The organism is Limnochordia bacterium (assembly GCA_023230925.1).
GTDB lineage: Bacteria > Bacillota > Limnochordia > DUMW01 > DUMW01 > JALNWK01.
In genome coordinates this window covers 1-23,702 of sequence record JALNWK010000043.1, presented here as the reverse complement: position 1 = coordinate 23,702, position 23,702 = coordinate 1, and the positions used below count along the sequence as shown (strand labels likewise).

28 protein-coding genes are annotated in these 23,702 nt (G+C 50.0%); 3 read left to right on the top strand and 25 right to left on the bottom strand.

The window, feature by feature from the left end; all coding sequences use genetic code 11:
* The first annotated feature begins 86 nt into the window (after positions 1-86).
* The 3 genes from M0Q40_09735 (at position 87) to M0Q40_09725 (ending at position 2,200) form a co-directional block, all read left to right on the top strand.
* Positions 87-554, top strand: coding sequence for a hypothetical protein (locus tag M0Q40_09735; GenBank protein ID MCK9222882.1), 468 nt, complete (start codon positions 87-89; stop codon positions 552-554).
* Positions 555-666: 112 nt separating this feature from the next.
* Entirely contained in the window at positions 667-1,665 is a 999-nt protein-coding gene (locus M0Q40_09730) for a hypothetical protein (protein MCK9222881.1), read from the top strand.
* A 10-nt stretch (positions 1,666-1,675) separates the two neighbouring features.
* Entirely contained in the window at positions 1,676-2,200 is a 525-nt protein-coding gene (locus tag M0Q40_09725) for a hypothetical protein (protein ID MCK9222880.1), read from the top strand.
* Between the two features lie 604 nt (positions 2,201-2,804).
* Here the strand turns inward: M0Q40_09725 and spoIVB are convergent.
* From spoIVB to M0Q40_09600, 25 genes are all read right to left on the bottom strand, one after another.
* A complete protein-coding gene (spoIVB, locus tag M0Q40_09720; protein MCK9222879.1) occupies positions 2,805-4,088 on the bottom strand; it encodes a SpoIVB peptidase in 1,284 nt (427 codons plus the stop codon).
* A gap of 123 nt (positions 4,089-4,211) precedes the next feature.
* A complete protein-coding gene (recN, locus tag M0Q40_09715; protein MCK9222878.1) occupies positions 4,212-5,927 on the bottom strand; it encodes a DNA repair protein RecN in 1,716 nt (571 codons plus the stop codon).
* 32 nt (positions 5,928-5,959) lie between these two features.
* Entirely contained in the window at positions 5,960-6,490 is a 531-nt protein-coding gene (gene argR / locus M0Q40_09710) for an arginine repressor (protein ID MCK9222877.1), read from the bottom strand.
* Positions 6,491-6,581: 91 nt separating this feature from the next.
* Entirely contained in the window at positions 6,582-7,439 is an 858-nt protein-coding gene (locus M0Q40_09705) for an NAD(+)/NADH kinase (protein ID MCK9222876.1), read from the bottom strand.
* Between the two features lie 14 nt (positions 7,440-7,453).
* Positions 7,454-8,275 (bottom strand): TlyA family RNA methyltransferase, encoded by an 822-nt coding sequence (locus tag M0Q40_09700; protein ID MCK9222875.1) that lies wholly within the window; start codon positions 8,273-8,275, stop codon positions 7,454-7,456.
* Positions 8,276-10,153: a 1-deoxy-D-xylulose-5-phosphate synthase gene (dxs, locus tag M0Q40_09695; protein ID MCK9222874.1), complete on the bottom strand. Its 1,878-nt coding sequence runs from the start codon at positions 10,151-10,153 to the stop codon at positions 8,276-8,278.
* The gene (locus tag M0Q40_09690) at positions 10,150-10,782 is read right to left on the bottom strand and encodes a hypothetical protein (GenBank protein MCK9222873.1); all 633 of its coding nucleotides are present in this window, start codon (positions 10,780-10,782) and stop codon (positions 10,150-10,152) included. The genes dxs and M0Q40_09690 overlap by 4 nt, the downstream gene beginning before the upstream one ends.
* Before the next feature lie 810 nt (positions 10,783-11,592).
* Positions 11,593-12,477: a polyprenyl synthetase family protein gene (locus M0Q40_09685; GenBank protein MCK9222872.1), complete on the bottom strand. Its 885-nt coding sequence runs from the start codon at positions 12,475-12,477 to the stop codon at positions 11,593-11,595.
* The gene (gene xseB / locus M0Q40_09680; GenBank protein MCK9222871.1) at positions 12,474-12,707 is read right to left on the bottom strand and encodes an exodeoxyribonuclease VII small subunit; all 234 of its coding nucleotides are present in this window, start codon (positions 12,705-12,707) and stop codon (positions 12,474-12,476) included. The genes M0Q40_09685 and xseB overlap by 4 nt, the downstream gene beginning before the upstream one ends.
* A gap of 96 nt (positions 12,708-12,803) precedes the next feature.
* Positions 12,804-13,991: an exodeoxyribonuclease VII large subunit gene (gene xseA / locus M0Q40_09675; GenBank protein ID MCK9222870.1), complete on the bottom strand. Its 1,188-nt coding sequence runs from the start codon at positions 13,989-13,991 to the stop codon at positions 12,804-12,806.
* Between the two features lie 7 nt (positions 13,992-13,998).
* A complete protein-coding gene (locus M0Q40_09670; GenBank protein ID MCK9222869.1) occupies positions 13,999-14,928 on the bottom strand; it encodes an O-sialoglycoprotein endopeptidase in 930 nt (309 codons plus the stop codon).
* A gap of 4 nt (positions 14,929-14,932) precedes the next feature.
* On the bottom strand, positions 14,933-15,352 hold the full coding sequence (gene nusB, locus M0Q40_09665) for a transcription antitermination factor NusB (protein ID MCK9222868.1): 420 nt from the start codon (positions 15,350-15,352) through the stop codon (positions 14,933-14,935).
* A gap of 28 nt (positions 15,353-15,380) precedes the next feature.
* Positions 15,381-15,614 (bottom strand): DUF2273 domain-containing protein, encoded by a 234-nt coding sequence (locus tag M0Q40_09660; GenBank protein MCK9222867.1) that lies wholly within the window; start codon positions 15,612-15,614, stop codon positions 15,381-15,383.
* Positions 15,615-15,644: 30 nt separating this feature from the next.
* Entirely contained in the window at positions 15,645-16,181 is a 537-nt protein-coding gene (gene amaP, locus M0Q40_09655) for an alkaline shock response membrane anchor protein AmaP (GenBank protein MCK9222866.1), read from the bottom strand.
* Between the two features lie 23 nt (positions 16,182-16,204).
* Entirely contained in the window at positions 16,205-16,606 is a 402-nt protein-coding gene (locus M0Q40_09650; GenBank protein MCK9222865.1) for an Asp23/Gls24 family envelope stress response protein, read from the bottom strand.
* Between the two features lie 225 nt (positions 16,607-16,831).
* Complete coding sequence (accC, locus tag M0Q40_09645; GenBank protein ID MCK9222864.1) at positions 16,832-18,190, bottom strand: acetyl-CoA carboxylase biotin carboxylase subunit; 1,359 nt, start codon at positions 18,188-18,190, stop codon at positions 16,832-16,834.
* Between the two features lie 21 nt (positions 18,191-18,211).
* A complete protein-coding gene (gene accB / locus M0Q40_09640; GenBank protein MCK9222863.1) occupies positions 18,212-18,664 on the bottom strand; it encodes an acetyl-CoA carboxylase biotin carboxyl carrier protein in 453 nt (150 codons plus the stop codon).
* Between the two features lie 124 nt (positions 18,665-18,788).
* Positions 18,789-19,226: a SpoIIIAH-like family protein gene (locus M0Q40_09635; GenBank protein ID MCK9222862.1), complete on the bottom strand. Its 438-nt coding sequence runs from the start codon at positions 19,224-19,226 to the stop codon at positions 18,789-18,791.
* A 114-nt stretch (positions 19,227-19,340) separates the two neighbouring features.
* Positions 19,341-19,964 carry a hypothetical protein gene (locus tag M0Q40_09630; protein MCK9222861.1) on the bottom strand — a complete coding sequence of 208 codons (624 nt, stop codon included), beginning with the start codon at positions 19,962-19,964 and terminating at the stop codon, positions 19,341-19,343.
* A 5-nt stretch (positions 19,965-19,969) separates the two neighbouring features.
* Positions 19,970-20,533, bottom strand: a complete 564-nt coding sequence (locus M0Q40_09625) for a stage III sporulation protein AF (protein MCK9222860.1) — start codon at positions 20,531-20,533, stop codon at positions 19,970-19,972.
* A gap of 13 nt (positions 20,534-20,546) precedes the next feature.
* Complete coding sequence (gene spoIIIAE, locus M0Q40_09620; protein ID MCK9222859.1) at positions 20,547-21,704, bottom strand: stage III sporulation protein AE; 1,158 nt, start codon at positions 21,702-21,704, stop codon at positions 20,547-20,549.
* Positions 21,701-22,090: a stage III sporulation protein AD gene (gene spoIIIAD / locus M0Q40_09615; protein ID MCK9222858.1), complete on the bottom strand. Its 390-nt coding sequence runs from the start codon at positions 22,088-22,090 to the stop codon at positions 21,701-21,703. Before spoIIIAD ends, spoIIIAE begins: the two co-directional genes overlap by 4 nt.
* Positions 22,091-22,092: 2 nt before the next feature.
* Positions 22,093-22,287 carry a stage III sporulation protein AC gene (gene spoIIIAC / locus M0Q40_09610; protein ID MCK9222857.1) on the bottom strand — a complete coding sequence of 65 codons (195 nt, stop codon included), beginning with the start codon at positions 22,285-22,287 and terminating at the stop codon, positions 22,093-22,095.
* Positions 22,288-22,304: 17 nt separating this feature from the next.
* Positions 22,305-22,829, bottom strand: coding sequence for a stage III sporulation protein AB (locus M0Q40_09605; protein ID MCK9222856.1), 525 nt, complete (start codon positions 22,827-22,829; stop codon positions 22,305-22,307).
* A 178-nt stretch (positions 22,830-23,007) separates the two neighbouring features.
* Positions 23,008-23,232 carry a hypothetical protein gene (locus tag M0Q40_09600; protein MCK9222855.1) on the bottom strand — a complete coding sequence of 75 codons (225 nt, stop codon included), beginning with the start codon at positions 23,230-23,232 and terminating at the stop codon, positions 23,008-23,010.
* Positions 23,233-23,702 lie beyond the last annotated feature (470 nt).

The window sequence follows — 23,702 nt, the reverse complement described above, 5'->3', positions numbered from 1 at the left end:
CTTCCAATGCTTACGAACTTCCTTTGTTGGTCTGTTGGTACAAAAGGTCTCTGTCAGATCTACGGCCGAAACGCGTAGTCCGTTAAATGTCCCTTCGGCTGGGTCATTCTGGTTCCTTCGGTTTTCCCATCTTAGTTGCGGAAGTGCTGACAAAACACACCCAGGTATTGACCGCTCATGGGAACTATGATACGACTACTAATATAGGATTTATTATTCCGGAGATCATGATTAATCCATTAGCACCGGACAAGAGTCGGTTGTTTACAAGAATGAAATTAGGTAAACAGTTCCAGGCGGGGGTCTACAACTATGGACTCAGGGCCTCAAATGTTAATCTGGGGCAAATCAAGCAGCCTGAGGTATATCGCATGGGTGAGTATGCTATCGTCGGGCTCTATTGTATAACTGAAGAAGCACACCACTTGGCCTCAGCGCAGCACATCTCTGATGTCCTAACCAACAGGGATAAAGAGGGTCTTGCTATGCTATTGGATGAACATAAGTACGTATTAACCATAGGCCTATGCTTATCCTTATTGGAGCAACGTTGATATAAACAATCAGTACGAAGTCAGTCTAGAGCGATTTGGTTAAAAATCATCGTCTAGCTCGCTGGGCAGACAAATGTGACTTCCATATTGTTTTCATGGAGGAGGCTGTTCTATGCAGCGCAGGGTTCGCTTAGGAATCACCCTATGCATTTGGGCCCTTTTTGTCGGGGTAGCCGTCTGGGGACGAGTGGAACGAAGAGCACCTAGTTACGAAGCCCCATTGGAGATCCTAGTAGTTGATGAGTGCTATCCACATGAGAGCATCGCTAACATCCTCATGGAAATTGGCATCGAAAACTACGAAATAAGGCCGGCTCTCATGGACAGCCTGGTCCTTATGGTTGTTGGAGAACAACTGCCTGACGTGGTTGTCCTATCGGAAACAAACGCATCCTATCTGTTGGACAGTACTCCACAGCTACTGGTGGATCTTACCCCCTACGTGCTGAACTCATCCATTGACTTTTATGATCTAGATTACAGCGGTCTGCACTACCCCTGTTATTGGAATAGGTGCTTCTACTTCCTGCCCACCACCACAACTGTGCAGCGCAAGGCGTTGCTCCATTATTATAATGAGGATGGAAAGGTGGGTAGCATCAAAACCATCATGCATCCGGAGCAAAAAGTAGTGATCGGAATCCTGACTAGTAACACGAGAAATGAAGAAACAACCCAAGACTTATTCCAGGGGCTTGAGTTGCTTACGGCTTCCCGGGGCCATAATGCCGAGTGGCGCAACTACATCGGAATGCTAACCCGCTGGCTTTTTGCGACCCAGGACGCAAACACGCTCTACAAAGCGTTTCTACATAGTTCCCTAAGGGAGACCTGGGATTTCTCACAATGGCAGTCCTTCTTTCAGGGGGACTTTCTACCATCCCTGCCAGTTGCCGGATATCCACGGTGGACCACCGAGACGACTAGAGAGGTCACAATTGAGCTCTTCGATAATCCGTGGAATAACCTGACCTATGAGGATGTCTTACAGATCAATATCAAGGTTAACATGTCAGACACAACTGGTCGTTATATAATCCCGGTCCATCACTACATCTACCTGGCCAAAGATATCTGGTTTCCCCCCGACGATACACTGCCGCTGTTTTAACGAATGGAAGGTGATCAGTGCTGGTAGGCAGGAGATCGGGCTGCCCCTAATAGGTGCTACAGGAAACGACACCAGACCTTGGAATCAAGATCATCCTCTGTACATGGCCACCGCGTTCTGCAAAGACTTCTTCTACGGAGATGCCAAGACGATGTTGCCGTATCTGTTTCCAGAAATTGATCTAATATACAACATTCCCGATTCGCCGGAAGAAGCGCCGATTAAGGTGACCGCCAGGGAGTTTGATACCTACTACGCTAGCTACTGCGATACATACCACCTTCCAGAGATCCCGCCCACCTTTGAGGTTACCTGTACGTGGCATGATTGCCTGTTTCCCGATCCAGATAGTGCTGTTGTATCCGGTTTTCTGTCGATACGTCCAGCTTCACGCGGACTTGAGCCTCCCGCGTTCAGCTCCAGAATAACAATCTGGTTTGCGAGAAGGCGGGAAGACTACCGCATCGAAAAGACTCACTGGGGTAGACTCTATGATCGCATCCCCTTTGTCTGGTCGGAAGACGGTGGTTCCTGACTATGTCTGTCTCCCAAACAAGCATCAGCCCGTTCGAAAGCTCTGGCAATCGGCCATCTGGACGCACACCGGACGAGGCCACTTCGAGACCCTGGCCGTTTGCCGCTAGTGTCCCCGTCCTTTGTTCTATGGTCAAGACTATGTTATCACTATCCTGATTGGCTACCAAGAGCCAGTCACCAGTTGGATCGATCGTAACATTCCTGGGTGTTTGGCCTAAGGTTGGTTGGTAGCCCACATAGGCAAGTTTTCCCGTATCCTGCTCGATCTGGTAGATCACAAGGCTATCATAACCTCGATTAGATCCATAGAGAAATCTGCCGGAGGGGTGCACGTGGATGTGCGCACCGGTGTTTTCGGGATGTTTCGGCGCCCGGACTGTTTGCACCGGTACTAGCCCCTGACTTTCTGAGTTACTTTTGGCAATAAACCCTGTAACGCCCTTTCTATAGATCAATCCGTAAGGACCATTCCCCGCACCCTTCGAAAATACAACCCTCACTATTCCAGTTATGGCGGTTGAAAGGATGCTTGAAATGGCCCAAGTAGAGTATACCTACCAGATATTTGCGTAGCAAAGAAGGATTTTCGATCGCGGAGACTGCTACGCGGCTTCCTTTTGCTCGGCGATCCCTGCCTCTAGTAGCATCCACTCCGCCAAAATGCCATAACCCCGCGTGGGATTGCTGACAAAGACATGGGTGATGGCACCGACTAGATAACCGTCTTGGATGATAGGACTACCGCTCATCCCTTGTATGATCCCACCAGTTTTCTCTAGTAACCGTTGGTCGGTGATCTCAATCACCAGTCCCTTATCCGACGCCGAGGATTGATTCCCGATGCGTACAATCTCCACGGTGAACTCTTCGACTTTCTCCCCGCTAAGGACCGTAAGGATCGTAGCCGGTCCTATTTTCACTTGACGGGCCAACGCCACAGGAATTGGCGTAGTGATCAATCCATGGTCCAGTTTTTGGGTAAGCTTCCCATAGATCCCGTAGGCACAATTCTTTGAAATCTCCCCTAGCTTCTTGCCATCATCAAGCAATGCGCCAATCTTTTCACCAGGACGTCCTTTACTGCCACTGGTAATCCCGGCGATCACCGCCGGCACAATTTGGCCTTCAAAGACCCTAGCCTGCTGGTTACTGCCGTCAACTACCATATGCCCTAGGGCGGCGAAGCGACCGCTCTTTGGCTCATAGAAGGTCAAGGTCCCCACGCCCACTACCGGTTCCTCTAAGTACAACCCCAGCAGATAGGTGGTTAGCGAACGTCCTCTTGACGTTCTTTCCTCGACCAGTACCGGTTTAATATTTGTATAAAAGACGCGACCATCCCTTTGCACTTTTAACCGCAGACTGGTACCCATCTGCCCCGCCCGCTCAACGAAGGTACGCACCTCCTCAGACCTGCGGACAGATTGGTTTTCAATACTTAAGATCACGTCTCCTTTGCGCAACCCAGCATCCTTTGCCGGATTGACTACGCTCCCTTCAATCGTATTCAATGGAACATAGTCAACGACGAGGAGGCCTTGGGGAGCCACCATCACCCCGATGGCTTGACCTCCAGGAATAACTTCATAGCGGGGTACCACATCTACCACTAGGCCCTTAATCGGGAAAATCCCCATAAAAAGGACCTGTAGATCGAAACTGCCGGATTTGTCAGCGACAATCGTCACTAGATTCTCTGGGTCCACGGTAAAACCAAGATCTGTAGATTTCAAGGAGAACAACGAGGCAAGACGAATCTGCTGGCTATCTCCGTAGGGTAGACGAAGGCTACTGGGCAGACCGATCACGCCGTAGCAACCAATAAGACCTAAATTGACAACCAAGATTAGAAAACATAAAAGGGTTCTAAACTGCGATTTGTTCACAAAAACCCCCCCAAGCGCATCATAGTTGTAATATGCCCTCGGGAGGCTTACATTATTTAAGCAAGATAATGCTAACTAATCGATAACCAGGACACAGCCGCGTCCTGGAACCCGGCATGCTGTTTAGCTGCTCTTGGCAATTGCTAGAAGCTCCCGGGCTAACTCCCGGGTCTTCTCGCTTAAGTCCGCCCCTCCTAGCATGCGTGCTATCTCCTCGACCCGCTGGGACTCGGTTAATGGCAGCACCTCCACGGAAGTAGCCCTGTGGGTACTGGTCTTACTTATTTGGAAGTGGTGCTCACCAATGCTGGCCACCTGGGGTAGGTGGGTAATACACAGGACTTGGCGAAACTTGGCTACCTCTGCCAGCTGTGTGGCAACTTGACCTGCTGTCTTTCCACCGATCCCCGCATCGATCTCATCGAAGACCATTGTCGGTACGGGATCGCTTTCGGCAAATACTAGCTTTAAGGCCAGCATCACCCGAGAGATCTCTCCACCGGAGGCAATTCTACTAAGGGGTTTTGGCTCTTCCCCGGGATTTGTAGAGATGTAAAACTCAAGCTTCTCCGCTCCCTCGGAACCAATACTACTACCATCGCAATCCACGCTGCCCTCTCCAGCTGCAGGTTGCATTTGAACTACAAACCGTGGATCCTTCATGTTTAGTTTTGTCAACCTTGCCGCAACACCATCTTCAATTACAGCGGCAGCTTGTTTTCGCAGTCTGGTAAGATGCTGTGCTGATTCCCTAAGCGATTGCTTCTCTTGTTTAAGCAGTGTCTCTAGTTCGGCGATACGCTCCTCGGAACCGCTAACCAGTGTTAATTCCTCTCGCATCTTTCTACAGTAGATGAGTATTTCCTCCACCGAATCGCCATACTTCCTCTTAAGGCGTCCTATGTCCGTCAGGCGTCTTTCCACTTCATCAAGCTCCGCTGGATCTGCTTGTAGTTCGTCTAAATAGTCCCGTACAACCCCCGAGACTTCTTGAATCTCCACCATGGCCGATTCCAGCATGGCCACAGTCTCAACCAGACGCTTGTCCGTTTCTGCCACTTCCCCAAGATGGGTCAGGGTCTCACCTAAAAGATCTATTACAGCTGGCCGATACTCCTCCCCTTCATAGAGAAGCCGATAACTAGCATAGCAATGCTCCTGTAGGGTCTGTTGATTGGCCAAAACCTGACGTCTAGCTTGCAGCTCTTCCTCTTCCCCGGGTACTAGCTGCGCCTGTTCAATTTCGGAGATCTGAAACTGAAGTAGATCAACCTGCCTTGCCGCTTCCTTGCTCTGTTGCTCTAAGGTAACCAGCTCACTTAAAATCTTCCGTACCTCTTGGTAACTGCGGGCCACATCCTTGCGGTAGGAGAGTAATTCCGCGCCTCCAAACTGATCTACTAACTGTGTATGCAACTGGGGTCTCAGTAATGATTGATGTTCATGTTGACCACATAGGTCCACAAGATAACTACCCACAGTCTGTAAAACACCTACGTTAACCATTCGGTCATTAATCCGACATCTATTCCGTCCGGTACGGGTTACTTCCCGCGAAATGATCAACTCATTGTGCTCCACAGAAAGTCCATACTCATCGAGGATCTGACGCAATTGCGGTGACTGGGGAAGTGTAAAAAAGCCCTCAACAACCACTGATTCACTTCCGGTGCGGATCAAATCCCCAGAGGCCCGACCACCTAATAAAAGTCCCAACGCTCCTATGATTACTGACTTGCCCGCACCCGTCTCGCCGGTGAGCACATTCATCCCCGGCCCAAAGGAAAGGTCCACACTCTCTATTACCGCATAATTCCGGATGGAAAGCTCAACCAGCACAGGATTTCACCGTCCTTTTGTAGGTTTTACTACTAGCGTAGCTTCAACAATTTCGCCAACACCTGTCTTACCAAGGGATTAGCAGGGACCCCCTCTTCCCGCACCAGGACTAAAATAGTGTCATCCCCACCAATTGTGCCCATGATCTCAGACCAGTCCAGACCATCAAGCAGTCCCGCGACTGTCTGAGCTGCCCCCGGTAACGTCTTGATAAATACAAAATCTCCGCAGGGAGCAATATCCACAACATAATCAGAGAATGCACGGCGGATCCTGGCCTCGACGTTACTTACCGTATGTGGACGAGGCGGCGCGTAGCAGTAGCGTCCTCCTTCCACCTTCACCTTAATTAGACCCAGTTCCTTAATATCCCTGGAGACCGTCGCTTGGGTAACGACAAATCCTTGTAGCTGCAACCGATCAAGCAACTGCTTTTGGGTCTCGATGGACTTTTCCCGGATAATCGATAGAATGGCAGCTTGACGTTTGCTTTTCATGTGATCTAGGCAACAACTCCCCGAGGGGAAAGTCGCCGCACCGCCTTTCGTAAGTATTGTCGTCACTTCGGCTCTCCACTGCGCAATCGGCCGATCTCCTCGGGTGTTATCCGTCTTTCCTTAGGATAAACGCGTTTTTGCCTATCCCACACCCTTCTTAGACATCGGGATGACTAAGACGATTCCGCAGCAGCTCATAAAAACCCCGTTTACCCAATCTGACGAGCCTAGCCACCCGCTCGCTTTTCTGAATAAAGATACGGTCTTCGGCCTGAATTTTCATCCCTGGCTGTCCATCAACACTTAGGCGTACCTGATCGTGTAGACTATGAACACTAATCTCAATTGGCTCATCGGGATGAACCACCACTGAACGGCTGGCCAGAGTGTGGGGACAGATGGGGGTAATCACAAAGGCTTCTACCCGAGGGCTAACTACAGGACCTCCGGCAGATAATGAATAGGCCGTAGATCCGGTGGGGGTAGCTACAATCAATCCATCAGCAGAGAACCTTGCGGTCAATTGTCCATCTACTCTTACTTCCACCTGAATCACCCGGGCGAAGGTTCCCCGGGTCACCACAATATCATTAAACGCGGCAAAGGGTCCTTGATGCTGACCCTCCCGCAGGACTTCCGCCTCTAGCATCATTCGTTCTTCAATAACATACTCATCTTCCACCAGCTTGTTAACAGCCTCTGGCAGATCAGCTATTTCTGCTTCGGTAAGGAAACCCAAATGACCCAGATTAATCCCCATGATGGGGAGGTGGCTATCGCTAACTAGGTGGGCTGCCCGCAAAAAAGCCCCATCCCCACCTAGAACTAGCAGAACTTCAGCATCGGCTTTTATCGCTTCAAAGGAGCAACTTAAGTCCATCCGACTGGCCAGCCTAGCGGTATCTGGTTCCAACATAACGCGCACAGACCTAGCACTAAAGGCCTCAAGAAGGGTATGGATCACATCCAGACTTCCTTCTTTTTTCGAGTAATGCATAATGGCAATGCTCTTCAAGACTCCACCCCTTGTCAATTGTCCCCTAGAAGGGCCAGCTGGGCCGCTTGTACAGTGGACTCCACTTCCCCAAGGATGGCCGATGTTGCCAGGACTTCTTCGTTCTTGCAGGTCAAGTAGATGAAATACTCAATATTCCCCTTGGCACCACGAATGGGGGAAAAGGTAAAACCCTTAATGTTAAAGCTATGGTGTAGGGCACTTTCTGCCACCGAGTGGAGTACCTGTTTGTGCACTTTTGGATCCTTAACTAACCCACCCTTGCCCACCTGGTGAGGCCCGGCTTCAAACTGGGGCTTAACCAAAGAGACAACTTCGCCCCCTAACTTAAGAAAGGATTTGATCTTGTCTAGGAACTTGGTTACCGAGATGAAAGAAACATCAATAACCACAAAATCCACAGGCTGACCGAGGGTCTCCGGCTCAACATACCGGATATTCGTCCTCTCCATAGTTACTACCCGGGGATCCTGGCGTAGGGACCAGGCCAACTGACCATAGCCCACATCAAGGGCAATGACCTTAGCCGCGCCCCTTTGCAGTAGGCAGTCGGTAAATCCGCCGGTTGAGGCGCCCACATCCAGGCAGGTTGTACCGGTAACGTCAATCTGCCAGTATTCCAGTGCCTTTTCTAGCTTGAGCCCACCCCGACCCACATAGGGAAACTCCGCCTTAATCTCAAGGATCGCATCCCCAAGAACAAAGGAGCCTGACTTATCCATGCATATACCGTCAACAAACACTGACCCAGCCATAATCGCAGCTTGGGCCTTATGCCTTGTTTCAAATAGTCCCCGTTCTACCAAGAGAACGTCCAACCGCTTTTTGCCAGACATCTACTCCGCCCCACCTTGCTTAACCTTGATCCGACGTCCCGTTACCAAGTCTAGGGCAGCTTCCTTAATTCCTTGGGGACTAACCCCATACCGAGCTAGTAATTCATCCCGGGACCCGTGTTCTACAAACTGATCGGGAATACCAATGCTCTTTACTAACGGGTGTAGCTGTCGCTTTGCCAAACCTTCTAGCAGGCCTGCAGAGAAACCACCCGCCACCACATTGTCTTCCACAGTTACCACTTTACCGAACTCCTTGGCCATGGTAAAGAGTTCCTCGGATAGTGGCTTTACAAATCGGACATTCACTACAGCTGCACTAATTCCTTGTTCCAAGAGCAAGTTGGCAGCCTCTAAAGCAAGTTCCACCATTACACCAACAGCGAATATGGCCACATCCTGCCCCGCTCTTGGTACCTCTACCTGACCCCACACCACCGGCTCCGGTTCATAGACCGCATCAGCTTGTCCACTGGGATAGCGGATTGCCACCGGTGCATCTTGCTTTAAGGCCAAAGTGAGCATCTGCTCAAGCTCCTTCCCACAACTAGGAACGGCAACTTGCAGATGCGGGATATGACGGAGATAGGATAAATCAAAGACCCCGTGGTGGGTCGGTCCATCCTGTCCAACAATACCTGCCCGATCCAAAACAAGGACCACAGGTAGCTCCTGCAAAGCCACATCATGGATAATCTGGTCGTAGGCCCGCTGCAAAAAGGTTGAGTATACCGCCACCACCGGTCGCAATCCCCCCTTGGCCAGCCCACCGGCCAAGGTCACTGCATGGGCCTCGGCAATCCCCACATCGTAGAACCGCTCAGGATAAAGCGAGGCAAAGTCCCCCAGCCCTGTTCCTTCTTTCATGGCCGCGGTAATCGCCACAATATCGGGGTTCTCCCTGGCTAGCTCCACCAAAGTCCGTCCGAACACTTTGCTGAATGTCTGTGCAGAAGCGGGCATCCTACCATTTGAGGGCCGAACCCCATGAAATCTGGCCGGGTCATCCTCCGCGGGGGGATATCCTTTCCCTTTTTCCGTGATTACATGGACCAAAACGGGTCCCCGCCGACTGAGGGCCTCCCTGGTTGCCTTCTGTAATACCTTAAAATCATGTCCATTGATTGGTCCAAGATAGGTAAAACCCAATTCTTCAAAGAAAATCCCTGGCACAAGCAAATGCTTAATACTATCCTTAAACACATCCACCGCTTTGCCCATGGGTCCGCCCAGACCTGGGATCTGCCTTAGAATCTTCTCCAGATCATAGCGCGCCTTAGATATGGTAGGTTCCATACGTAGTCTTGTTAAGTAATTAGATAGGGCCCCTACATTGGGGGAGATGGACATCTCGTTATCGTTGAGGATCACAAGCAGATCCGTATTGAGCCTTCCGGCATGGTTAAGCCCTTCAAAGGCCAGTCCGCCGGTCAATGATCCATCACCGATCACCGCCACCACACGGTGGTCTTGACCCTGCCTATCCCTGGCAAGAGCTAGACCCAAAGCAGCGGAAATAGAGGTACTGGCATGGCCTGTGGTAAATACATCATAATGGCTTTCCTTCGGTGAGGGAAAACCGCTTAGCCCGTCGATTTGACGCAATTGGCCAAATTTATCTTTCCTTCCGGTAAGGATCTTATGGACGTAACACTGATGACCGACATCCCAAATAATCTTATCCTTGGGGCAATCCAAGGCAGCATGTAAAGCTATGGTCAGCTCCACAACACCGAGATTTGCTGCTAGGTGCCCTCCGGTCAGGGAGACAGTCTCAACAAGAAAATTCCGTATCTCCCTAGCCAACTGATTGAGTTGGTCAAGATCAAGCTGTCTTAGGTCCCTGGGCGAATGAATCTGTGATAAAATGCTATTCATCGCCTTGGCCCTCTTTCCTTTGTATGCTCCTTGGACACCTTCTGCCTCCTTGCTTTCTCCTTTACTTTATTATCAAAATTGAACAGAGTGCCTAATAAGGGAATTCTACTACACCCGTATAGAATCTGGGCTACACGATACACAATATCGTTGGCCCGGTTAATCGCGTAGCTTTTTCCGAGCGCCTTTCCTCCCACTGTTAAGGCAGCTGCTCCACTAATCACCAGTGTACTTAGTATTGATTCATTTAGACCCGGTCGTTCAATGATCAACCGAAAAACAATGGTAGCAGCCAACGCCCCGGATAGGGTCCCGGCCACATCCCCCACAATATCGTTGGAGAACGTGGACACCTTATCCGCATTGCGGACTAGGTAAACAGCCTGTTTGGCGCCGTGCACCCGATCGGCTGCCATCGCATGAAAGGGAGCCTCGTTTGCAGCAGTGGCTGCCACTCCAATAATATCAAAGATAACCCCGATGAAAACAATAAGTATAAGTAAAAGTAGACTTGGCCCAAAGGTCAGTCTACTACTAATCGTCTTGCTGACCAATGAAAGAATAACCGAAAGCACAAAGGTGGTTAAACCTGTTGCGATCATATGTCGAACTGCCCTGTTTTTGCTCATCATGTTTCCTTTTGCGACCCCTTGAGGTCATAGTAAAAATCGGGCGGCCTCAGATTGAGTAAACATTGTGCCATAGGTCCAGCAGGTTTTCCCAAGAACGTTCCCTGGCGTTACCGCCGGGCGGTTTCCCCTTTCCCGTTCTTCCGCCTTGTCACCAAAGGCGGAGCTAGATTACCACTTAGTACACACCGCAATCCCCAATCTGAGCAACAAGGGACAGCCTAGGAGTTTTCCTCAACAACACGCCATCGCTTTCTAGCCTCTTTTGCAGTATGCCTTTCAAACAGCAAAGGGCGATATCCTTGGCCTTCGGAAATCGCCTTGATCCTGTTATCCCAACCATACCACTCAAGGCAGGCTACGCTGCACCTAGCATCAAGATCCTAAGCTGATACCACGTGCAGGTTCTAGCCCAAGCCGTAGACAATCCAATTGTGGTTTGCCCACACACTTGGGTCTCCGCGAAGACAGGGTCAATTTCTACATGCCATTGTAGATTGCCCTCTCTTCTTAACCCCCAGCAACAGCTCCCGACTGGGCGTCGGCAGCCACCACCAAGGACTTCATCGATGTGCCCTTTGACGGATTTTTAGCCCCGTCTTCAAAAGCGCGGGTGCTGACTAGGATACTGCGCCGCCCGCTCCAGATGTAGACACATTATAACATAAAATATTTAGCGTGAAAACCCTCGGGTCAGACGGCTTCCTTCCGCAGTTGCGTCCATATGCGTATGAAACCCTACAAGATGTGGCCCAAAGTGCGGGCATTCCATAGCAGATCCCTGGCATTAACTTCTACAGATCTTCAGTACTAGAAACTACGCCCTAGGACAAAATCAGCGATTTGGACTAATCGCTCCCCCGCCGGCAGCTTAGTTGCATGGGCTTTGGCTTGGTCAACCTCTACCTTTGCCAGACGCTTGGATTCCTCCAGACCGTAAATAGCAGGATAGGTTTGCTTTCCCTGATCTTCGTCGCTGCCTTGGGGTTTGCCCATCACCTTTGCATCCCCGATTTCATCAAGGATATCATCGGTGATCTGAAATGCCAACCCTAGGTGTTCCGCGTACTCCGTGAGAGTCTGCAACTGTTGGTTACTAGCTTCTCCGACTAAAGCACCACAGCGTACTGCTCCTCGGATTAGGGCCCCGGTTTTGCATCTATGGATCTTTTTGAGCACATCAATACACGGAGTCTTGCCCTCCCACTGTAAATCTAGGGTCTGCCCGGCAATCATCCCGCCACTCCCGCAGGCTTGGGCCAGCTCGTTGATCACTTGTACCGTTAGTTCCCACGATACACCCTTCTTTGGAAGACAACTTAGAAGCTCAAAGGTGTAGGTCAGGAGGGCATCTCCGGCCAGTAGCGCAATAGCTTCACCAAAGACCTTATGATTGGTGGGTTTACCCCTTCTTAAATCATCATCATCCATACAGGGAAGATCGTCATGGATGAGGGAGTAGGCATGGACAAGTTCCACTGCCACCGCTACGATCTCTGCGCCCTCAAGGTTACTACCACCAATAGCAGCAGCCTCCATGGCTAAAATAGCCCGCAGACGTTTTCCCCCATCACAGGCACTATAGCACATAGCTTCATGCAATATCGTAGGCTCACATGATACATCGGGTAGGTACGTACTGACCAGGGTATTGACATAGGTTGCCTGGTCCTTCAGGTAATCTTCAATAATCACAAAGAAGCCGCTCCTTTATCTTCGACACTAAAATCCTTTATTGTAATCTGCTCATCCTCTTTAAGAATCATCTCTACCCGTTTTTCCGCCGTGTCTAAAAGACACCGACAGTGCCGGACCAGGGCAACCCCTTCTTCGAATAGGGCCAAGGATCGTTCCAAGGTCATCTCCCCGGTCTCCAAAAGCTCAACAATGCCCTCAAGTTTGGTATATGCATCTTCGAAGCTCATTTCGTTTAGTTCCATGTTCTCATCGGGCCAACCGTAATAGTTGTAGTAACTACGGCTAGCCTTCTTCCTCCCCCTCCTTTTCAGGATACAATACCCTCAAGAAAACTTCCGTGCCTTTGTCTTCCCATCACTAAACTGAATCCAAAACTCATCCACATCGGACATCTGGGCTACCTTGGCAATGATCGCCCCTGTTTGATCATGACAGATGGCATACCCCCTCGAGAGAGTAGCCAAGGGACTAAGACTATTCAGTCGGGCAGCAACCTTCTCTAAGCGATGGTCGGTGGCCGTCTTCAACTGGCGTTGTCCCATCTCCAGACGCCGACCTAGTTCATCAAGACGCTGATACCTTTGATTAACCTGATCCTGAGGCAACTGCAAGGCACGTCTTTTCGAGAGAGAATTGACATGCTCAAGACGGGACTGGATCCTTTGATCCATGATCACCTGGATCCGCAACGATATGTCCTTTAATCTTTGCATCAGCTGGCGGTGATCAGGGACTACCAGCTCAGCAGCTGCAGAGGGAGTAGGTGCCCTTTGGTCCGCCACGAAATCCGCAATGGTGAAATCGGTTTCATGGCCCACCGCGGAGACCACAGGAACACTACAGCTGTAAATAGCCCGGGCCACCCGCTCATCATTAAAGGCCCACAATTCCTCAAGGGAGCCCCCTCCCCGACCAACAATTATGACATCGGCCGCTCCCCATGAATCGATGGTCCCTAGGGCATCCACAATACTTTGGGGAGCACCATCTCCCTGGACTAGAGCCGGTGCCAAAACAATCCTAATCCCTGGATGCCGTCGGGTGAGCACACTGATAATATCTCGAATCGCCGCACCAGTAGGCGAAGTCACAACTCCGACACACTGGGGCATAAAGGGCAGGGAACGTTTTCTGGCGGCATCAAACAGACCCTCTTTACGTAGCTTCTCCTTTAGTTCTTCAAAAGCTCTTTGCAGGGCACCTTCGCCGGCCTCTAGCATTTGTGAGACATATAGCTGGTATCCGCCGCGCTTCTCATAGACACCAATCTGCCCTAGACACACCACATGCATTCCATCCTGGGGGGTAAAATCTAACCCATAGTTCTGCCGGGCAAACATGACACAGTTAACCACACTCTTTTGATCCTTTAAGGAAAAGTACATATGCCCCGAGCTGTGGTGCTTAAAATTCGAAAGCTCCCCCTCTACGGCTAACCCCAAAAGCCGTGGTTCCTCCTCAAGGATTCCTTTAATGATTCTAGTAAGCTCTGATACCTGATATATCTGCAATGTAAGATCACCCCCGCAGTCCCCAAAGTGCAGTGCCCACCGCATTATCCGTACTGTACTTGGGATCGGCAAAATACAGATCCCAGTCAGTCAGGTGTTCGCTAAGCCAATTGCGAATGTATTGATTAGCACTGACCCCACCCACAAACAGCACCCGCTTTGGATACTGATGCTTTGCAGCATTGCGCAGGAGTCTTTGGAGGGTCTGGGCAATACACTTTTGCACAGCCAAGGCCAAATCTGCCCGGGAAACCACTCCTTGCTCCAAATAACGCATGGCTGCCGCTTCTGGTCCCGAGAAGCTAACAGCTAAATCCTTCACCGATACGGGCAGGACTAAACCATCAGCATCCCCCGAGGCTGCTAATTTCTCCAGTCTATTTCCTGCAGGAAAGGGTAAACCCATCGCCACACCCACCCGATCCACAAACTGACCCACATGAAGATCCGCTCCCCCGCCAAGAGAGATAATCTCAAACAAACCTTCATCGGCCTTCTGCACGAATAGCAGATCAGTAGTCCCCCCGGAAAGATGCAAAGCCAAGAACTGATTATCCATGGGGCCTTGGGCCGACCAGCGACCTGCCATCAGATGATTAGCTTGATGGCTACAGGTGAAAAGAGGCACTCCTAAGGAGGCGCTAATACAGTGGGCGACGGTCCGTCCTGCTACAAACACCGGGAGATAGGAATCCTGAAGGGAGCGGGGACGATCGGTTACTGCAACTGATCCAATCGGGTACCCGTAATCGAAGACTTGCGCAAGGAGAAGGGGGAGATTCTGAAGATGCATGAATAAAGCATCTGACTGGCGTAAACCCCGTTTGCCTATTTGTACTTGAAGCAAACAACGTAGGTCAAGCTCCAGTTGATCCCGATCCTTAACTAATGCTACCGATGTGGTATAACAACTTGTATCTATACCGAGGGAATACACACTATCACCTTGGGGACTGTTCCTCTTGGAAAGCTTGGACTACGTTACCTAACACACCATTGATGAATCTGGGAGAGTCAACGTCCCCGTATTTTTTCGCCAGCTCCACCGCTTCATTGACAACTACACTCTCGGGAATATCCTCCCGATACAATATCTCATAAACAGCAGCCCGTAGAATATTCCGATCAACAGTAGGCATTCGCTCCAGGGTCCACCCTACCGCAAAATCCCCAATCACTTTATTGATCTTCGCCAGATTACTGTAGGTTCCCTGGACAATCTCGTGCAAAAATGACAAACCGTTCTCGGTAAGTTCTAGCCCTTCGTCCGCGTAGCGGATCGCCTCGTTAACATCACTACCCGCAAGATCAATCTGAAAAAGGGCCCGCAGTATTCCTTCTCGGGCAACACGCCTACTCATCCTGCTTCCTCCATATCACTTACCCAGATCAATTCCGATCCTGACTGTGAAGCAATCGGTCCAGGAAATCAGTAAATTCCTGACCAGAATCAAGCCTTCTGCCGATAACATAACCGATGGCAATACACAAAAGCACCAGTAAAGTTCTAAAAAAACCGTAGCGGAGAAAAAGTAAGCCTGTAACCAGACCCAAAATCGCACCTAGTACCTTGCCTTTGTTGGCGAGGAACAAGATTAGTACTTCCCTGAAATGCCCTTGCATAATCAGGACCCCCCCTCCCATTTGTAAGCACTAGGCCCCTGCCTGCTCGGTCCGTGCAATCCGGCGTACCTCCACGTAGATCCGCGCTACATTAATTCCTGTGGTTTTTAGCACGTAATCCGTGATGGAGCGTTGTACTTCCTCGACAACACTTGGAATGTTCAAGTCGGGATGTATCTCCAGACCAATGGAGATCGTCAGTCCTTCGGGGGCTGCCTTAAGACTAATATCCAAGTCTCGCACACCTGATTGTTCCCGCACGGCCTTGTAGACCAAACGTTCTAAGGCGCGAAAGGAAATACGCACGGCTCCAAGGCTAGTCTCCTGCTCAACGAACCGTTCCTGGGGTAATCCCCTTAGGGCAAAGAAAAACAAGTAGATGCCCAAAAGCAGCACAGCAAAACCCAAAACAGCTGGTGCCACAGTACTAACTGTGGCCCAAGTTGACACCAGATCGCCTAGGGCAAGGGAAGGATCCCATCCCCCAGCAATAAAAAAGAGCAGAAAGCCAAAAACGGCAAACACCAATGCACCAAGAAGAACTAGTACTCGATCAAGAATGGTCATTTTTGCGCCCCCTTCGGGATCATCTATTTGACCCTAGGTTCTTCGATTTTCTTCTCCTCTTGAAAGAAATGCACGCCTTGAACATTAACATTAATCTCGACCACATCAAGTCCGGTCATGCCCTCGATGGCTCTTTTGACATTCTCCTGTATTTTCCACGCTACTTCCTGAATCGGCACCCCATAGTGCATCACGACATATAAATCAACGGCAGCCTGTTCCTCACCCACTTCCACCTTAACACCCTTAGACAGACTCTTCCGCCCGATCATCTCAGCAAAACCGGCACCAACACTGCCGCTCATTCCAGCCACACCCTCTACTTCGGTGGCCGCCAATCCAGCAATAATCCCTACAACCTCATTGGCGATCCTCAGTTCGCCTAGTTCACTTCTTTCTTGTCTTGCTTCGGCCAAAGAAAACACCTCCAGGTAATACTAACCTACTGTCAAGAATTCGCCAAACCACCAGTATTTCCTTCTGTGTGAACGCCCACAGGCACCTTGCCAGTATGAGAATCACAGTAGAATACCGTGTTCAACCTTTCCTAAGTACCTATCTATAATACTACCGGATCACTGATACCGGGTCAATGATACGGCTACCAGCCTTGCTGAAAATAGAAGCTTCTGCCTGCAAAGCGCCAATACCTAGTCTTCTTCACTGGACCTCAGTAGGTATTTTTCCACAAAATCCGTACTTAACTCCCCCCGTACGAAGGAATCGTTGTCTAGCACGCGCAGGTGAAACAACAAGTTGGTCTTAATCCCTTCGATAATGAACTCATCTATGGCCCCTTTGGCTCGGTTGATCGCCTCATGTCGTGTCGGGGCCCAGGCGATTAGCTTGCCAAACATGGAATCGTAATAGGGAGTAACCTCCCACCCCGGATAAGCGGCGCTATCAACACGAATACCCGGACCTCCCGGGGCTAGGTAATCAGTGATCAATCCAGGACAGGGACGGAAATTGTGATCCGGGTCCTCGGCATTAAGTCTGCACTCAATGGCCACTCCCGTGATCTTAATGTCCTCCTGGCGATAGCGCAGAGGTTGACCAGCGGCAATGCGGATCTGTTCTTTGACCAGATCAACACCGGTGACCATCTCCGTAATCGGATGCTCAACCTGAATGCGGGTGTTCATCTCCATGAAATAGAAATCACCGTTCCGATCATAGAGGAACTCCATGGTGCCGGCGTTACTGTAACCTACAGCTTTAGCACCCAAAATGGCCGCTTCACCCAACTGTTTTCTTTTTCCCTCATCAATTGCCGGTGATGGCGACTCCTCTATAATCTTTTGATGCCGTCTTTGAATCGAACACTCCCGCTCACCGAGGTGGATAATGCGACCAAATTCGTCGGCAAGGATCTGCACTTCAATATGTCGTGGGCCTTCGATGAGCTTTTCTATGTAGACCTCACCGCTACCAAAGGCAGCTTCGGCCTCAATCCGGGCCATATTGAGCATTCGTTTTACTTCATCGGCGCTACGCGCAATCCGCATACCCTTGCCGCCGCCCCCGGAGGCCGCTTTAATAATCACCGGATAGCCGATGATCTCAGCTACCTCAATGGCTTCTTTCTCATCCACCACCGGTCCTTCACTACCCGGTACCACCGGGACACCAGCTTTTTGCATCAGCTGCTTTGCTACGGCCTTATCCCCCATTGACTCCATACACTTAACAGATGGTCCGATAAACGTCAACCCGTGATTTTGGCAGATCTCCGCAAACTGGGGGTTTTCTGATAGGGCACCATATCCTGGATGGATGGCGTCACATCCGGAAATCATGGCAGCACTAATAATATTAGGAATGCTTAAATAGCTTTTCGCCGAAGGGGGTGGCCCGATACAATAAGCTTCATCCGCATAGTGCACATGGAGTGAGTTTTGATCCGCTTCAGAGTAAACGGCAACCGTTGAGATACCCATCTCTCTGCAGGCGCGAATAACCCGCAAGGCAATCTCGCCCCGATTGGCGACTAGAATCCTTTCAAACATAACAGGCGTCTCCTCATTACATCAGATAGAGATACTATTCTTCTCAACAACGAATAGGGGTTGACCATATTCCACAGGCTGGGCGTCCTCTACCAGAATCTGTATTACCTTACCGGAGACTTCCGATTCAATCTCATTCATCACCTTCATCGCCTCGATAACACAAATAGGCTGCCCCACAGTTAACATATCTCCTAGAGATACGTAGGGTTCAGCATCGGGGGAGGAAGCCCGGTAGAAAGTCCCCACCATTGGCGCAGTAATGATCACCTGATTTAAATTGGGCTCTTCTAGTTCGGGCACAGTTCTCTGTGTAGGGGCCTCTGCACTTGGTACTCGGGCCAACTGAATATTATATGCGTTACTACCGCTTTTCTTCAGGGCGATCTTAAAGCCCTCGGTTTCCAGCTCCATCTCACTGATCTTAGATTCCTCAAAAATTCTAATCAGTTCTCTTACCTCTTCGAGATGCAATCTGCAACCCTCCTTGTTCCAAAGACAGTTCTCGGGATGATGACAGTATACCACACCCGACAGGAATTATGATGCGTATCTTGTAATAATTCGGTAAACCTGTCCGTTTTTCCTGCCTTGGCCCCTACTGCCTGCCATCCATGATCACGATACTTGTTTTCGGAAGACTGCAAATGCGGGCTACCAAATCCCCTAGGAGCGAAGCCCCTTCCCCGTTAAGGACCTCACTGATCATCACACTAACCCCATCATCGGATAGAAGCACCACCGGTTCTGAATAGCCGTTAACGACCAGCATATTCTCAAGTTCGAGCTCCAGCGTCCAGCGTTCCATTAGTGCCACAGTCTTCTGCTCAATCTCCCGACGCTGTTCACTCGAAAGGTTTGGATCCTCGAGGAGTCCTTGCAAGAAGGCCATCTGCCGAGACCGATTTCGTTCCCGTTCCAGTACATATTGGGGTCGTAACTGCTGTACCTTTTGCTCCCCTGGTTGTGATCCGGTGGGCGTTGTTAGGGGATCTGTAGATAAACCCGCCGTAGTGGGTACCGACTTTTTGAGCATGTCCCACCTAGCAGGATCCTGGGATAGCAGCCAAATCCCCACTATGAGAAAAAGTGAGCAGATGCAAAGCAAGAAGATACTATTAGATCTGAGAGCGTAAAACATGAAAAACACCTACCTTTTTGGATATACTCCGATTTGATGGGCACCAATACTTAAAACAGTCTGTACTGCTTGAGTCAGCATCAAAGCTACTTTCGCATCACTAGCCCCCTCAGCCACAATGACAACTCCCCGTACTAAAGGACGCGACTCCTGGAGCAAGAGGGGTTCTTCCTTACGGCTCTCATCGTTTCTGAGCCGCACAATACTTGATGTACGCCGGGTCTCTGAGATCTCGCGCGTACCACCGTCCTGGTCCCGTTCCTGGGTGGTTCGCACCTCCTCTGTGATATCCTGAGCGTACTCAGATACTCCACTACTCTCTAGGGTAACGAATAACCGCAGGCTTCCCACCCCTTGGATTTGCCCGAGGACGCTAACCAGTTGCCGTTCGATCTCCTCTAGGTAACCACCCCAGATCTGTCTGTCTATTCCACCGGCCATGGTCACACTAATATCTGTGGCGGGAGGCGTGGTCTGAAGGGGTTTGGGAGTCTGCCCTGTGGGGCTAAACACCATAAGTACTAAGCCAAACACTGCCAGGACTAGGATGTATTTAGCAAGACGTAGCCTTGAGCTGGGTAAGTTGAAGGGTCTACTTTCCTTGTTTCCCCCGAATAAACCTCGCAAATCCATGGTGACTACTCTCCTTCATAGGTAATGTGAATATCTTTAGGATCGACTCTGTACACGGTGCTTAGTAACTGGCGAATCTGAGCATCTAGGGGCTGCTTTTCTGTTATCTTTGGTCCAATTTGAATGTCGATGGGTTCGATCCTTACCCCTGCTCTCGAGACATCCCCTGTTGTAGTCACCCGGACTACGAAGGATATACCCGGGTCTAGCTGGAGCATTACTTGAGCGGCAAGCACTCCTTCGAGGCTTTGCACAAGGTCACTGGCCTCGGCCTCCACATCCTGTTGCCACTGCCTAAGCACCACTTGCTCCCCCGCCTGGGTAATCCTCTGGCCCCGCTCCTGATAGGCAGTACTTGGAGCCACCCCTGATACTGACACCCCGAAACCAGCAAAGAGCCCACCGCTGAGCAACGAGACAATCGGGTTTAGTAGCGTGGCGATTACCACGAGTCCCATGACCACTTTCACAACGCGGCGGAGATCCCCCGGGGGTAGTAGCCATTCTAACCCAACAAGCACCAACACAAGCACGGCAAGATTAGTGATTAGATCCCTCAAAAACGTCATACTAACCCTCTCCCTAACGTACTAAGGCAGCTAGGTTTCCCGCACTGACGATCACCGTAATGGTCAAAAAGAACATTAGAGCCACAACAGCCACGCCGGCAAAGACATAGGAGAGACTACTCTCTAAGCACTGCAGGATCTTGACTAAACGGGGATCACTGAAGGGCTCCGCTAGCGCTGCCACCAAACGATAGATGAAGATTATGGCAAGTAGCTTTATCAAAGGAAAGGCTGCCACCACCGCCACCGTAACAAGTCCAAAGACCCCCACTGCGTTTTTAAGTAGCATGGAGCCGCCAATCACAGTCTCCATTGCATTTGAAAACAAATTGCCCACAACAGGCACAAAAGAGGTACTCATGAACTTAGCTGTACGCAGCCCTACCCCATCGGCCACCGGTGCCAATTTTCCTTGAACTGCGGTCACTCCAAGAAAGATCGCCGATAGCAGGCCTAACACAAGCATTCCAGCTTGCTTAATCAATGAAGCTAAGCGACCAACAGTCAAGTCCGTAGATAGGTTCCCCACAATGCCTACAACCGTAGCCATAGACACCAGCGGAAAGAACCAGTAATCTACCGCCATGGCAATCCAACTGATGGCAACATAGAACACAGGATGAAGTATCGTCGCCGAACTGAACGCACCCACCGCCACTAGTAGACTAGACATAACCGGGATGAGGGCCTGCATGAAGGAGACCATAGCATCAATGGCCCCAGCCCCAATGGCCACCGCGGCCTTAAAGCTCTCGATGGAAATGTACGCCATGACTAAGAAACTCACTCCAAAGGCAACATCGATCACCGTGACATCCTTGGTTGCCCTCTGCAGAGTCTGCAGTAGCGCGCACAAGACTACAATGGCGATTAGCTTACCAAAAAGACGGGCATTGTACACAATCTCCCGCATCAGGTATCGGATAAGACTGCGGATCACGCTGACCGGATCGAGCCTGCCTAGACCTCGCCCAGATACTAACTCCCTAAGTTCTAGAGACGGCAGTAGTTTCTTTGCTTCATCATCCAGTTGTTCTGTGGCCCGCTTGAGCTCATCTAGTCCCAGTTCTTTGATCTGTTCTTCGAGCACATCGCTATAGTCAAAGGCCCATGCTGAAACACTCTGCAAGCACAGACATAGCACGATCAGTAGCACGTAACGTAGTTTCATGGTAGTATCCCCAATATGGCATCTAAAATACCGGCAACCACGGGCAAAGCAAGGATGAGGATCATTACCTTACCAGCTAACTCAATCATCCCCGCAATACTCTCTGATCCGGCATCTTTACTAACCTGGGCGCCTAGTCCGGCTAGGTAAGCCATGGCAATTGCCCGAATTACAATACCCAGATAAAGATCACTCATCTGGGCAGTATGGCTTAGCTGCCTGAACAGCTCGATCACCTGTCCTAGAGGCTGCAGCATGAACAAGAAGATAACCAGTACCACCGCAACATTGGCTGCCACGGCGTATTCGCTACTTTGCTTCTTGAAAAACGTCATGAGCAACGTAACAACTACCCCCAGGCCAATTACTTTAGCTAGCTGGGCCATTGTTACCACCAAAAGGCTTTCTCTACTTCAGAGAACAACTCAACAATCAGTGATAGTAAAGACAGAAGAACAATAATAACACCGGCTAGGCTCAGCATCTGGGCTTGCTCTTCCCTACCTGCTTGACGTAGGAAAATGTTTAAGATTGTGATTAAGATGCCAATACCAGCTATCCGGTAGATCAAGCTGACATCCACACAATTACCTCCTTCTCTTAGAAGAACATGATAATTAGCATCAGTCCAATGCCTGCGCCTAGGAAGTTCCATAGCCGAACATTCTTCTCTTTTTCCGTTTTAGCTTCTTGCTCATTCTGGGCTAGCTGTTCTTTTACTAGCTGGAGGTGTTTAATCTGATCGGTACCGTGGGAGCTACCGAGTACCTTCCCTAACCGAAGTAATACCGCTGCATCTGCTTCAGTTAAGCAAAGCTCCGGTAAAGTACCTTTAATGCCCTCTTGCCAAGCTTCATCCACAGTTAGCCCCCTTCCCTGCAACAGTAGCGCGGCGGTGGCTCGGAAAATCCCTCCGATCGCCTCGCCGGTCCGGTTGGCAACATTGTCTAAAGCTACAGGTAGGGCCGAAGACTGACACGTGATCTCTGTTTGCAGTATCTGGAGGGCATGCTGCAGTTGCTCTAGTTGCTTCGCTCTGTCCTTATAGGTCTCGGCAATCAAACGGCCTAGGGCAAAACCACTACCTAAAACCATAAAGGCGCCAATAATCTTGATGTACACCATCATTCACCCCGTTATGTCGGACAAACTAAGGCTTGTATTACTATAGATATTTGGTTCAGCCATGGTTTATGCACAAGTTTTTCGGTTCTCCCAGGTAAGGTACTAAAAAGAAGAAAAAAGACCGCCTCCAGAGTAGAACCTGGAAAACGGTCTTTGTGTGCTTTGTGTTGGGGACTAATCAGTTGGGCTTGTTAGACGAAGAGCAGTTCATCAGCCAATAGGTCAAGGGCCCTAGGGCAGGCAGAACCAAAGCCCAAATGGTCCAGACAACCACCGGCAAATCCAAAGCTAGTTTACGCCGTTTCTTGGCATCCTCATTGACCCTCATTGCTGCCATCACCTGCACAAAACAGATAATGCCCCAGAAAGTAACAAAGAGAAATGCGATAATAATGCGCGCCATAAGTATCCTCCTTCAAAAGGCAGTAACACTATCCAAGATAATCTTCCCACAGTCGAAGACTTAGGTCAACTGAATGTAGTCCCAGCACAAGCAAATGATCAATATCTAATAAAGGAAAATGATAGGCCAAAGCATAATCTAAGAACAGTAACCTACCCTGATTTGGCCGGGATCAACAACCTATAGGGTCTTTATGGATACCGTCTTACTCCAACAAAAGTCTCAGTTTTATAGAAACTGATCGGGAGGTTTTTTAGCATGAGCAAATTACCTACATGGAAAAGCTTGATTGTGGTCCTACTATTCCTGCTGACCACAGGAACGACAATGGCAGAGGATAGTTTCGTGGGTTCATCTCCGTAAGTGTTGACCAAAATGAGTAAAAAAAGGACACCGGGTAATACTCCTAATAAGATAACAACCAAAAGGAGATGACCCGATGTCTACTATCAGTATACCCAGATTGTTTG

Bases quoted from the DNA above. Each gene is read 5' to 3' on its own strand.
- M0Q40_09735 (MCK9222882.1), top strand. From the start codon at position 87: ATGTCCCTTCGGCTGGGTCATTCTGGTTCCTTCGGTTTTCCCATCTTA.
- M0Q40_09730 (MCK9222881.1), top strand. From the start codon at position 667: ATGCAGCGCAGGGTTCGCTTAGGAATCACCCTATGCATTTGGGCCCTT.
- M0Q40_09700 (MCK9222875.1), bottom strand. From the start codon at position 8,275: ATGTCTGGCAAAAAGCGGTTGGACGTTCTCTTGGTAGAACGGGGACTA.
- dxs (MCK9222874.1), bottom strand. From the start codon at position 10,153: ATGAATAGCATTTTATCACAGATTCATTCGCCCAGGGACCTAAGACAG.
- M0Q40_09690 (MCK9222873.1), bottom strand. From the start codon at position 10,782: ATGAGCAAAAACAGGGCAGTTCGACATATGATCGCAACAGGTTTAACC.
- xseB (MCK9222871.1), bottom strand. From the start codon at position 12,707: ATGAGCTTCGAAGATGCATATACCAAACTTGAGGGCATTGTTGAGCTT.
- nusB (MCK9222868.1), bottom strand. From the start codon at position 15,352: ATGAGTAGGCGTGTTGCCCGAGAAGGAATACTGCGGGCCCTTTTTCAG.
- M0Q40_09660 (MCK9222867.1), bottom strand. From the start codon at position 15,614: ATGCAAGGGCATTTCAGGGAAGTACTAATCTTGTTCCTCGCCAACAAA.
- amaP (MCK9222866.1), bottom strand. From the start codon at position 16,181: ATGACCATTCTTGATCGAGTACTAGTTCTTCTTGGTGCATTGGTGTTT.
- accC (MCK9222864.1), bottom strand. From the start codon at position 18,190: ATGTTTGAAAGGATTCTAGTCGCCAATCGGGGCGAGATTGCCTTGCGG.
- M0Q40_09635 (MCK9222862.1), bottom strand. From the start codon at position 19,226: ATGCTCAAAAAGTCGGTACCCACTACGGCGGGTTTATCTACAGATCCC.
- M0Q40_09630 (MCK9222861.1), bottom strand. From the start codon at position 19,964: ATGGATTTGCGAGGTTTATTCGGGGGAAACAAGGAAAGTAGACCCTTC.
- M0Q40_09625 (MCK9222860.1), bottom strand. From the start codon at position 20,533: ATGACGTTTTTGAGGGATCTAATCACTAATCTTGCCGTGCTTGTGTTG.
- spoIIIAE (MCK9222859.1), bottom strand. From the start codon at position 21,704: ATGAAACTACGTTACGTGCTACTGATCGTGCTATGTCTGTGCTTGCAG.
- spoIIIAD (MCK9222858.1), bottom strand. From the start codon at position 22,090: ATGGCCCAGCTAGCTAAAGTAATTGGCCTGGGGGTAGTTGTTACGTTG.
- M0Q40_09605 (MCK9222856.1), bottom strand. From the start codon at position 22,829: ATGGTGTACATCAAGATTATTGGCGCCTTTATGGTTTTAGGTAGTGGT.
- M0Q40_09600 (MCK9222855.1), bottom strand. From the start codon at position 23,232: ATGGCGCGCATTATTATCGCATTTCTCTTTGTTACTTTCTGGGGCATT.